Here is a 10,730-nt window from a genome sequence, read left to right on the forward strand (position 1 = left end):
TCGTGCGCACGGAACACCCGAGCACCGTGCCACGCGGCGATCGCGGTTGCCGCGAGGGTCCCCCTCGAAGTGGCCGTCGAGCTCCACACCCCGCGTCTCGCCGATGAAGCCCTTGTGGGACAGGGTTGCCAGAACCGGCCATCCGGTCTCGACGAAGCGATCGCAGTGGCGCACCAGCTCGAGGCCGTGCCAGGTGTTCTTGCCGAAGTCGCGGCCACGGCACCCCCTGCCACGGGTCGACGCCGGACGCGGCGCCGGCGTGACCCGGATCAGAATGCGGCGCGGCGCACCTGCTCCGGATGCAGGACGACGCGGACGTGGTCCTCGGCCAGGAGCGCGGTGAGGTCGTCGGCCCGGTCGGCGAGGTCCCAGTAGCGGGCGGCGAGCCGCGCGGCGAGCTCGTGGGCGCCGTCGGGTTCGACGGTGGTGTGCCCGGTGACGGACACCCACCGTTCGCGCTCCTCGGCCGGGGCGGCGACGACGAGCGAGGCGCGGGGATCGCGGCGCAGCCGGCGCAGCTTCGGGGAGACCGACGGGGTGAAGAACTGGATCGTCCCGTCCGGGGCGGCGTCGAACCACACCGGGCGCGGCTGCGCCGGGACCGGACCGGCGGCGACGGTGAGGAAGCCGAGCAGGGGACGGGCGAGGAACTCGAGATCCTCGACGGTCGGGGTGGTGTCGGTCTGCATACCGGCGAGTCAACGCCGGCCGCTCGGACGGAGCCATAGGTGAGAAGCCGGAACAGCTGTGTCAGCGTCTAGCATCGCCGGGGTGGACGCCTTCGGTGACCTGTTCCGCGGGGTACGGGCGCAGGGCTCGCTGTTCGGCAGCTCGACGCTGACGGCGCCCTGGTCGTTGCGCTTCGTCGACGGTGCCCCGCTGACGCTGTGCACCGTGCTCGACGGGGCGGGGTGGCTCGTCCCCGAGGGGCACCCGCCCGAGCACCTGGCCGCCGGTGACACGGTGATCGTGCAGGGGCCTGCGCCGTTCGGCTTCGTCGACGCCATCGGGCCCGGCGCCGTGCGGGTCGAGCCGGTCGACTGCGGCGCGTTCTGCGCGACGCCCGAGCAGGGCGGCACCCGGCACCGGCTGGGCTGGAACGACGGCGGTCCGCCCGGCGCGACCGGGGCGACGACGCTGGTCGTCGGTGCCTACCCGGTGCGGGGCGAGATCGGCAGGCGGCTGCTCGACGCACTGCCCGGCGTCCTGCGGATCGACCCGGACGGTACCGCCGGTGCGGTGCGCGACCTGCTGGCCGCCGAGGTCGCCGTGGACGCGCCGGGCCAGCAGGTCGTCCTCGACCGGCTGCTGGACTGGTTGCTGGTCTGCTGCCTGCGCGCGTGGTTCGACCGGCCCGGCGGTGCACCGCCCGCCTGGTACACCGCGCACCACGACCCCGTCGTCGGTCACGCCCTGCGGCTGCTGCACGCGGAACCGGCAGCGCCCTGGACCGTCGCCGAGCTGGCCTGCCGGGCCGGGGTGTCGCGCGCGACCCTGGCGAAACGGTTCACCGACCTGGTCGGCGAACCGCCGCTGACCTACCTCACCCGCTGGCGGATGACCCTGGCGGCCGACCTGCTGACCGAGCGCGCGCAGGCCACGGTCGCCGAGGTCGCGCGCACCGTGGGCTACTCGGACGCCTTCGGGTTCAGCGCGGCCTTCAAGCGGGTCCGGGGCGTGGCGCCCAGCGAGTTCCGCCGGAGCCCCGTCGGCGAGGCGACGTAGCCGGGGGAGCGGGACCGGGCCGGTTGTGGACCTGCACACCCCCGGCCCCGGCAACTCTGTGCGGTGTCCTCTTGCTGCCCACCCGCCGGACGACGAGCGTGGATCCGGGCCCGCAGCGGCTCCGACCCCGGACGGAGGACGATCCGCATGCTCGACCCCGAGACCGCCGCACGCATCACCGCCGCGGTGGACGAGCGCTTCGAGGCCCAGCTCGCCTGGACCGCCGAGCTGGTGGGCCTGCCGAGCCTGCGCGCCGGCGAGGCGGACGCCCAGGACCTCGTCGAGCGGACGCTGTCGGAGGCGGGGCTGGACATCGACCGCTGGGTGATCGACTCCCCGGAGCTGCGGGCGCACGTCGGGTACGGCCCGACCACGGTCGACCCGGCCGGTCTGGAGAACGTCGTCGGCACCTACACCCCGCCGGTGGAGCGGGGCCGCTCCCTGATCCTCAACGGGCACGTCGACGTCGTCCCCACCGGCCCGCCCGCGTACTGGTCGCGGTCGCCGTGGGACGCGTGCGTGGTCGACGGCTGGATGTACGGGCGCGGCAGCGCCGACATGAAGGCCGGCATCGGCGCGAACGTGTTCGCGCTCGGCGCGCTGACCGCGGCCGGGCTGCGGCCGACCGGGCGGATCCACGTCCAGTCGGTGGTGGAGGAGGAGTGCACCGGCAACGGTTCGCTGGCCGCCCTGCTGCGCGGCTACACCGCCGACGCCTGCGTGATCCCCGAGCCGGAGGACGACAAGCTGGTCCGGGCCAACGTCGGCGTGCTGTGGTTCGACGTGACCGTCCGCGGCGTCCCCGCCCACCTGCGGGAGATGGGCAGCGGGCAGAACGCCATCGACGCCGCCTACTCGGTGATGAACGACCTGCGCGTGCTCGAGGCGGAGTGGAACGCCCGCAAGGACGAGCACCCCTACTTCGCCGACACCGAGCACCCGATCAACCTCAACTTCGGCATGATCAGTGGTGGCGACTGGCCCTCCAGCGTCCCCGCGCAGTGCACGTTCACCGTGCGCGCGGCCCTCTACCCGGGCGTCGCCGCGGCCGACGCCTGGGCCGAGATCCAGCAGGTACTCGCCCGGTCGGCGGCGAAGATCGACCTTCCGGACGCCGTCGTCGCCACCCCGTCCGGCTTCTTCGCCGAGGGCTACGTGCTGGAGGAGGGCACCGAGGCCGAGGCCGTGCTCGCCTGCTCGCACGAGCGGGTCTTCGGCCGTGAGCTGGAGTCCTTCACCACGCCCGGCTATCTCGACGGCCGGGTGTTCACCCTCTACGGGAACATGCCGTGCCTGGTCTACGGGCCCGTCTCGGAGGCCATCCACGGCCTCGACGAACGCGTCGAGATCGCGTCGGTCCGGCGGATCACGACCGCGATCGCGCTGTTCGTCGCCGAGTGGTGCGGCGTGGAACCGATCGACGGCTGAGCGTGCGCGCCGGACCGGGGCTCACACCCGGGTGCCCCAGGCGGAGACCATCGGCGCGGTCGCGAGGTCCGGGAGCCGGCCGGCGTCGAGCGCGGCCAGGTGCCGGTCGATCTCGGCGTCGGTGGCGATGCCGTGCTGGACCAGCTGCTCGCGGATCTGGACGACCGTGGCCCGTTCGAGCACGGTGCAGGCCGGCGCGCTGATCGGGAACCAGGCGTCGGCGCCGACCTCGGTGAGCCCGTGCTCGCGCAGCCGCCGGGGGAGCGTCCGCCCGTAGGCCAGGTCGGCCTCGCGCCCGGCCAGCAACGAGCGGAACCCGCGCCGGAGCCGGTTGGCCAGCTGTTCCTCGGGCGTGCGGTCCTCCGGGCAGAGCAGGGGTTGCAGTCCCGGATCGGCCTCCTCGACCAGCAGCCGGCCGCCCGGGCGCAGCGCCGCGATCATCGAGGCCAGTGCCCGGTCCCGCTGCGGGACGTGGGTGAGCAGCAGCCGGGTGTGCACCAGGTCCAGGTCGGCGGCGGGTGGCGGCTCGGTCCCGACGTCGTGCCTGCGGATCTCCAGGTCGTCGGCGCCGGGGCCGTCGAGCCAGGACAGGTCGATGTCGGTGACCAGCACCCGGCCGCGCGGGCCGGTGCGCGCGGCCAGCCAGGCCGGCACCGACCGGCTGCCGGCGCCCACCTCCCAGCAGCGCCACCCGTCGGCGACCCCCAGCCGGGTCAGGTGCCGGAACGTGCACGGATCGAACAGCTCGGTCAGCGCGTCGAAACGGACGCCGGCCTGGGGCTGCCGGTTGTCGAGCAGGTACCCGCCGCTGCGCACCATGGCCGTCATCATCCGCGTACCGGCGGCCGCGCGCGTGGGCCACGCGGGTCGAGTCGACCGCACGACGAGAAGTGACTCTCGTCACATCGGGCCATCCGGTGGCCGCTCCCACGCATCGTCCCCTGTGAGCGGGGACACGTCCGGTGTCCCGGATCGGGGGGTCGAGATGAGCAGGAAGAGCGTGCACGCGGTGGCGGCGGTGCTGTGGGCGGTGCTGGGGGGCGCGCTCCTCGTCCCGGGCGGGGCCGTGGCGGCACCTCCGTCCGACGAGGCGCGCACGGAGGCCGACCTGGACGGCGACGGCAGGGCGGACCCGGTCACGTTGGTGCAGGTGACGCCGGAGTCCATGCTGCTGCGCGTCGGTCTCGCCGACCGGTTCGTCGACGCGACCGTTCCGGGCAACGCCCGCGGCCTGGCGCCGCGCGCGGTCGACCTCGACGCCGACGGCCGCGCGGAGGTGCTGGTGCCGGGATCGGTCGGCGCCAACACCGTCACCTCCACGCTGTGGGGTCTCGGGCCCGGGGCCGGGCTGCGGCAGATGACCGACCCGGGCGGTGCCCCGTGGACGGTGAGCGAGGGCGGTGGCGCCTCGGCGATCGCGGGGCACGGCTGCCTCGCCGACCACGACGGCCGGCAGGTCGTCCTGGTCGATGCCCGCCTGGACGACGGTTCGGCGGACCCGAACACCTACAGCGGGACCCGCACGGCGCTCACCGTCGCGAACGGCACCGCGACACCCACCTCCGTGGTGCCGGTGCAGCGCGTTCCCCGGACGGACCCGCTGCTGCAGGTCGATCCGGCCGGCTGCGCGCCCGCCGACTGACGGGGGGACGTGCGGGGGATACGGCGCGGCGCCGGCATCGGAACCGATGCCGGCGCCGCCGTACCCGTGGGGACCGGAGGGTCAGGACACCTCGGCCAGGTAGGCCGCGGTCTTGGCCGGGTCCATCAGCCAGTGCTGGAAGTCCGACGGGTCGCTGAAACCGTTCGCGAAGCGCCGGGCCACGGTGTCGTTCTGCTGCGCCGTGCCGAGGATGTTCATCACGTGCTCCGGCGGCGGCGCCAGCATGGCGTTCGTCCAGTCCGTGACGTGCCGGGCGTAGTCCCAGTACCGCTCGAACGTCGCGTTCATCCACTCCCGGTCGAACGGTCCGTCACCGCGCTCCAGGATGCAGTCGAGGTAGAACTTCGCGCACTTGGCGGCGTTGTTCGAGCCCTGACCGGTGATCGGGTCGTTGGCCACGACCACGTCGGCCATGCCGAGCACGGCGCCGCCCGAGGGCAGCTCGCCGACCGGGTGCCGGACGGTCGGGGTGTAGCCGCCGGCGAGCGCGGCCAGCGGGTCGGTGAGGGTCGCGTTCCGGGCCCGCTCGTACTCCCACGGCAGGTACTTCTTCATGATCTCGCGCATCCGGTCCCACTGCTCCTGCGAGCCGGGCCGGTCGTCCCAGCAGTCCAGCGGGCCACCGGGGAGCCCCTCGAAGAAGAAGATCTCGCAGTTGCCGCTGAGCGTGGAGCCGGGGATGACGAACAGCTCGCCGACCTCGGGGATGACGTTGAACCGGACCGCGCGGAACTCGGGGTGCTCCGGGCGCGGCGGCGCACCGTGGGCGTAGGCCAGGGCGAGGACCCGCTGGGGACGCGTGTAGGGGGAGCGTTCGGGGTTGCGGTCGAAGAGCTGGACCAGCTCGCCCTTGCCCGCCGCGACGATCACCAGGTCGTAGAGGGAGGTGAGCCGGTCGAGGTCGGCGGTGGTGACGCCGTGCGTGACGACCTTGCCGCCGCGCTTCTCCAGCAGCTCCAGCCAGCCGGCCATCTTGACCCGCTGGTCCACCGACTGGGCGTACTCGTCGAGCTTGCCCACCCAGTCCAGCACGCGGGTCGAGTCGGGGCCCGCGATCGAGACCCCCAGTCCCTCGACCCGGACGGTCTCCTCCTCCCAGAGGTTCAGCCCGTGGTCGCGCTCGATCTGCAGCGCGTCGCCGAACATGCACTGGGTGGACATGACCCGCCCGCGGCGGATCTCGTCGGGGGTGCGGGCGCTCATCAGCGTGGTGTCGTAGCCGTGTTCCCGCAGGGTCAGTGCGAGCTGCAGTCCGGACTGGCCCGCTCCGACGATGAGGACCTTAGGCATGTGTTCGTGGCCTTCCTGGCTGTGAGAGTTCGCCCAGCGACAGCACGTAGGACACGAGCCGGCGCAGGGTTTCGACCGTCGACGCGGGTTCGCGGGCGTCGACGGTGAACAGGGGGACGTGGGCGGGGAGCGCCAGCGCCTCGCGGACGTCGTCGAGGTCGTGGTGCAGGTCCCCGTCGAAGGTGTTCACCGCGACCACGAAGGGGAGCTCCGAGTCGTTCTCGAAGTAGTTGATCGCGGCGAACGACCGCTCCAGCCTGCGGGTGTCGACGAGGACGACGGCGCCGAGGGCGCCGCGGGTCAGGTCGTCCCAGAGGAACCAGAACCGCGGCTGCCCCGGGGTGCCGAACAGGTAGAGCAGCAGATCGGAGTGCAGGGTGATGCGGCCGAAGTCCATCGCCACGGTGGTGGTGGTCTTCTCGGCGTCGACCGGCTCGTCGATGCCGGTCCCGGCCTCGGTCATCCACGCCTCGGTGTTGAGCGGCGGGACCTCCGAGACGGAGCCGACGAACGTCGTCTTGCCGACGCTGAACCCTCCGGCGACCACGATCTTCGCGGAGACGGTCTCCCGGCCGTGGGGTGCGGACTGGTCGTGGGGAGCGCTGCCGGGGGCCACGGCCGGTGCTTCAGACCGGAAGCCGTTGGAGGCCATCGAGGATCCTTCCGAGCATTTCGCGGTCGTGCTGGTAGGTGTGCGCGGTGGCGTGCACGTAGACGGCGCCCTGGGAGACCAGGTCGCTGATCAGCACGCGGACGACGCCGAGCGGGGCGGCGATGGCCACCGACAGCTCGGCGATCGAGGCCCGCGAGCGCGCGTGCTCGTAGAGCATGCGGGACTCGGGCATCAGCGTCTCGGGCAGCCTCGGGTCGTACTCCGGGACCGAGACCAGCGCCTCGACCAGCAGTTCGTGCCGGGCCCGGGTGCGACCCCCGGTCAGCGTGTACGGGCGGATCCGCCTGCTGCGCGCTCGCGCGCGCCCGTCGGGCGGCGTGTCGGACGGCATGGTGGTCACCTCCCGGGTCAGGCCTGCGCCCGGCGTGCGGACAGCACGCGGCGCAGATCGGCACGGACTTCGGGGGTCAGCACGTGACCCGCGTTGCGCACGAACTGGGTCATCTCGTAGCCCACGACCTTCATGTCGCAGCCGGGCGCGGTCAGCACCGCGAGCCCGGCGCCCGAGCCGATGCCCATGAACAGGAAGTACCCGTGGGTCATCCGGATCATGATCTGCTCGCAGCCGCCCTTGTCGAACAGCGCGGCACTGTTGTGGGCCAGGCTCAGCAGGCCGCTGGCGATCGCCGCGAGCTGCTCGGCGTCGTCGGTGGAGACGGACTCCGATGCGGTCAGCGGGAACCCGTCGGAGGACATGACCAGGGCGTGGGTGACGCCGTGCACACGACCGACGAACTCGTTGACGAGCCAGCCGAACTCCTGCGGGGCGGAGGCGGTCTCGGACATCACTTGGAGTCTCCGTCCTCGGCACCGGCGTCGTGGGCGTGCGCCGCGGTCTCACCGTCGGTGAAGCCGTCGAGGTCGGCCAGGAACTGGTCCTGGGCGTCCTCGGCGGTGGCGTCGAACGCGGCGCCCGGCGCCTCGCCGCCGGTCGCGCCCGGCTTGATGCTGCGCGACACGCGCCGGGGCAGCCCGGTCGAGGTCGTGCCGGCGACCGCGGGGGACGCCGGGGCCCGGGGCGTCGGCGACGGCCGCGGGGCCGACGGCTCGGCGGCCGGGCGCTGCAGCGGCGGACCGTCGTTGTGCCCGAGCCCGCCGGGCGGGGTGGCCGGTACCGGTCCGGTGTCGGACAGCGGGGCCGGCTCGGGCGGGGGCGGCTGACGGAAGTGGTGCCGTCCGTTGGTGGACGGGACGGTCTGCGCGCCGGACCAGCTCCCCTCGGGCAGCTCGGTCACCAGCGACGGCGGGACGAGGACGGTGGCGGTGGTGCCGTTCGGCATCCGGTGGTCGAGCGAGACCCGCAGCCCGTGCCGCTCGGCGAGCCGGCGGACCACGGCCAGGCCCATGTGCCGCACCGCGACGTCGTCGAGCCGCTGCGACCGGGAGAGCCGGTCGTTGAGCTCGGTGAGGCGGTCCGCGGGGAGGCCGATCCCGTCGTCCTCGATCCGGATCAGGACGCTGCCCTGCTCGGTGAGGTGCCCGCTGACCCGCACGTCCGCGCTCGGCGGGGAGTGCTGGGTGGCGTTGTCGAGGAGCTCGGTGATGACCCGGCTCAGGTCGTTCGCGGCGAAGCCCACCACGCCCAGCGACGCCACCCGGCCGATGCTGACCTTGGCGTACTGGTCGATCGAGGACATCGCCGCGCGCACGGTGTCGAGGACGGAGATGGTGTCCCCGCTGTCCTCGTCGGCGTCGTGGTCGACCAGCACGCGCAGGTTCTCGGCGTTGCGCCGGAGCCGGGCGGCCAGGTGGTCCAGGCGGTAGAGCTGGTCCAGCCGGTGGCTGTCGTCCTCGCCGCGTTCCATCGCCTCGAGGTTGGACAGCAGCGTGTCGATCAGGTTGAGGTCGCGCAGCGCGATGCTGGCGCACACGTCCATCAGCGACCCGTCCGGCGCGGCCCCGGGGGGAACGGCCGGGAGGTCCTGGAGGTCCTGGAGGCCGGGGGAGCTCGGGGCCGCGGGGTACTCCGGTGCGCCGAACGGCGCCGGAGCGGCCTCGATGGTCCGCAGCGGGGCCGGCTGGTTCCGCTGCGGGTCGAGCATCTGTGCTGCTGCGACACGTGAGCGACCCAGCAACACACGTGATCGATCGAAGAGTTCACGAGCGCGTGCGCGCGTCGCCATGCGCCTCACCTTTGGTCGTGACGGTATGTATTGGCCGTGACCGTGCGTGTCTGACCGGTCATTCTCCGGGGAGCCCGCGTTATGGAAGCAGAACGGCCGGGGAATGTCGACACCGGGTCTGTTGGCCCAGTCAGCCTATTGCACTGCGCCGTTCGGTAGGATAGTGAGCGAGCGGCTGGCCACTCGCCGTTCTGGTTGCGCCCTACTGGTCCAGTCGCGCCGGGGTGGCGTGCTGCCGTCCGGAGCAGACCTGCAGGGCGGCGTGGTCGCCGTCACGGCCGGCGTGGATTCCGGCCGGGGGTGATGTGATCAATTGTGATTCGTTCCGCTGTCGCCTCCGCCGATTCGGCCGAGCAATTCGGAGCGCATTCTCCGAATGTGTTCTCACGCACGCCCGTCATGGGGTAGCGGAATGGTCGGGCGTGCCGTCGGGCGCGGTGACCGGTGCCCCTGCCGTGCGTCACCCACCCGTGGGGGCCGGCGACCTCGAGCAGGTGGTGACCGATCAGAATCAGTCCAGGTCGAGTACCGCTTTGAGCGCGCGGTCGACGGCCTCGCGCTCCTCGGCGGTGAGCCGACCGACGATCTCGCCCAGGCGGCGTTTGTGCACGCCTTCGATGCTCGGGATCAAGGCCCACCCCCCGGATCCGGTCTGCACGGCGAGCAGGCCGCCGGGATCGTGGTCGACGACATGCAGCCCCAGGACGATCGGGGAAGCCGACTGGTTGAAGGCGTCGGGACTGACGACGACCCGGTAGAGGCTCTGCCCGGGGCGTGCGAGGACCGGTTCGTAGCGCCGGATGTCCCCCCGACGGATCTCACTCACCGGCGGCAGCGATGCGCTCTGCCTCGGCGTCGTCGATCAGCGACGGATGGGCGGTGTAGAAGGCCGCGAGCTGGTCGCCGGCCTGGCGCAACTCGTCCTCCCGGACCAGGCGGGCCAGGTAACCGGACACCCCACCCCGGTTCGCGGCCCCGCAGGCCCGGACCCGGGCCGCGGTAGGGGCGTCGAACGAGACGCTCAGGCGCTCTGACATACCGGTGAGGTTACCGGCGTGCACACCGACCTGTACATCGCGCCGCATACTCGCCTGCCCATCGCTCGCGTTGCGCGAGGTCGCGCCGGCGCCCCGATCGGTAGCCTCACCACCGGCAGGAGCCGGAGCATCGAGGAGACCCCATGCCGACGATCCACACCGGACACCGCGCCGACCGGGAGCCCGGCCGGTGACCGGGCCGGGCACGGGGGAGCCCGCGGCACACGTCGGCACCCGCGACCTCGAGGACATGCGCCAGGCCCGGGCCGACCAGGACGCCATCGACGAGCTCGTCGCGGCGGCCGGCGAGTGCGTGTTCCTGTTCACCGCGGCCGACGGGTGGCTGGCCGGGGTGACGATGAGCTACCTGCACGAGGACGGCGTGTTCTGGCTGGCCGCGGTCACCGACCGGCAGCACGCCCGCGCGGTCGAACGCGACTCCCGGGTCGGCATGGTGATCAGCAACCGGGGGACCGACCTCCCCGGGCGGCGGATGGTGCGGATCAAGGGGCGTGCCACCCTGCACCGGGACCGGGCGACGCTCGACCGCATGCTGCCGCGGCTGGCCGCGACGCTCGCGCCGGCCGGTGCCGAGCAGCTGCACCGCCTGCTCGACAGCCCGAAGCGGGTGCTGATCCGGGTGCAGACGCTCTCCTACCCGCAGTCGCACGACTCCCGCAACGTCGCCGGCGACGGGCGGGGCGGGACGCGCGAGACCGCGGGCGGGGCCTGAGCGGTCCGGCTCGCCGGAGGGAACCGGACCCCTCGCGCGAGGGAGCCGCAGCCCGCGC

13 protein-coding genes are annotated in these 10,730 nt (G+C 73.1%); 4 read left to right on the forward strand and 9 right to left on the reverse strand.

The genetic code is table 11. From position 1 onward, the window contains the following. Window positions 1-269: 269 nt before the first annotated feature. Complete coding sequence (locus tag BM093_RS12695) at window positions 270-689, reverse strand: pyridoxamine 5'-phosphate oxidase family protein (protein WP_093341998.1); 420 nt, start codon at window positions 687-689, stop codon at window positions 270-272. Window positions 690-771: 82 nt separating this feature from the next. Between BM093_RS12695 and BM093_RS12700 the strand changes: the two genes are divergently transcribed. Both BM093_RS12700 and BM093_RS12705 read left to right on the forward strand, forming a co-directional pair. Further along, a complete protein-coding gene (locus BM093_RS12700; RefSeq protein ID WP_093342001.1) occupies window positions 772-1,725 on the forward strand; it encodes an AraC family transcriptional regulator in 954 nt (317 codons plus the stop codon). Between the two features lie 147 nt (window positions 1,726-1,872). Beyond that, on the forward strand, window positions 1,873-3,153 hold the full coding sequence (locus BM093_RS12705) for an ArgE/DapE family deacylase (protein ID WP_093342004.1): 1,281 nt from the start codon (window positions 1,873-1,875) through the stop codon (window positions 3,151-3,153). 21 nt (window positions 3,154-3,174) lie between these two features. On the opposite strand, the gene BM093_RS12710 is transcribed toward BM093_RS12705, so the two are convergent. Beyond that, entirely contained in the window at window positions 3,175-3,972 is a 798-nt protein-coding gene (locus BM093_RS12710; protein ID WP_093342007.1) for a class I SAM-dependent methyltransferase, read from the reverse strand. A 166-nt stretch (window positions 3,973-4,138) separates the two neighbouring features. On the opposite strand from BM093_RS12710, the gene BM093_RS12715 reads away from it, so the two are divergent. Next, on the forward strand, window positions 4,139-4,795 hold the full coding sequence (locus BM093_RS12715) for an FG-GAP repeat domain-containing protein (RefSeq protein WP_143105358.1): 657 nt from the start codon (window positions 4,139-4,141) through the stop codon (window positions 4,793-4,795). An 81-nt stretch (window positions 4,796-4,876) separates the two neighbouring features. Here BM093_RS12715 and BM093_RS12720 read toward each other — a convergent pair whose 3' ends face one another. The 7 genes from BM093_RS12720 to BM093_RS35900 all read right to left on the reverse strand — a co-directional run bounded on the left by BM093_RS12720 (window position 4,877) and on the right by BM093_RS35900 (window position 9,939). After that, window positions 4,877-6,106 (reverse strand): styrene monooxygenase/indole monooxygenase family protein, encoded by a 1,230-nt coding sequence (locus BM093_RS12720; protein ID WP_093342012.1) that lies wholly within the window; start codon window positions 6,104-6,106, stop codon window positions 4,877-4,879. After that, the gene (locus BM093_RS12725) at window positions 6,099-6,758 is read right to left on the reverse strand and encodes a GTP-binding protein (protein ID WP_093342015.1); all 660 of its coding nucleotides are present in this window, start codon (window positions 6,756-6,758) and stop codon (window positions 6,099-6,101) included. The genes BM093_RS12720 and BM093_RS12725 overlap by 8 nt, the downstream gene beginning before the upstream one ends. Beyond that, complete coding sequence (locus tag BM093_RS12730; protein ID WP_093342018.1) at window positions 6,733-7,110, reverse strand: DUF742 domain-containing protein; 378 nt, start codon at window positions 7,108-7,110, stop codon at window positions 6,733-6,735. Before BM093_RS12730 ends, BM093_RS12725 begins: the two co-directional genes overlap by 26 nt. 17 nt (window positions 7,111-7,127) lie before the next feature. Then, a complete protein-coding gene (locus BM093_RS12735) occupies window positions 7,128-7,565 on the reverse strand; it encodes a roadblock/LC7 domain-containing protein (RefSeq protein WP_093342021.1) in 438 nt (145 codons plus the stop codon). Continuing rightward, the gene (locus BM093_RS12740) at window positions 7,565-8,821 is read right to left on the reverse strand and encodes a sensor histidine kinase (RefSeq protein ID WP_342742988.1); all 1,257 of its coding nucleotides are present in this window, start codon (window positions 8,819-8,821) and stop codon (window positions 7,565-7,567) included. Before BM093_RS12740 ends, BM093_RS12735 begins: the two co-directional genes overlap by 1 nt. A 592-nt stretch (window positions 8,822-9,413) precedes the next feature. After that, window positions 9,414-9,728 carry a type II toxin-antitoxin system PemK/MazF family toxin gene (locus BM093_RS12745; protein WP_093342027.1) on the reverse strand — a complete coding sequence of 105 codons (315 nt, stop codon included), beginning with the start codon at window positions 9,726-9,728 and terminating at the stop codon, window positions 9,414-9,416. Next, on the reverse strand, window positions 9,721-9,939 hold the full coding sequence (locus tag BM093_RS35900) for a hypothetical protein (protein WP_177238433.1): 219 nt from the start codon (window positions 9,937-9,939) through the stop codon (window positions 9,721-9,723). The genes BM093_RS12745 and BM093_RS35900 overlap by 8 nt, the downstream gene beginning before the upstream one ends. 190 nt (window positions 9,940-10,129) lie before the next feature. Between BM093_RS35900 and BM093_RS12755 the strand changes: the two genes are divergently transcribed. Continuing rightward, window positions 10,130-10,672 (forward strand): pyridoxamine 5'-phosphate oxidase family protein, encoded by a 543-nt coding sequence (locus tag BM093_RS12755; RefSeq protein ID WP_218162753.1) that lies wholly within the window; start codon window positions 10,130-10,132, stop codon window positions 10,670-10,672. The last annotated feature ends 58 nt before the right edge of the window (window positions 10,673-10,730 follow it).

Origin of the sequence: Pseudonocardia ammonioxydans (assembly GCF_900115005.1) — a bacterium.
GTDB classification, from domain to species: Bacteria; Actinomycetota; Actinomycetes; order Mycobacteriales; family Pseudonocardiaceae; genus Pseudonocardia; species Pseudonocardia ammonioxydans.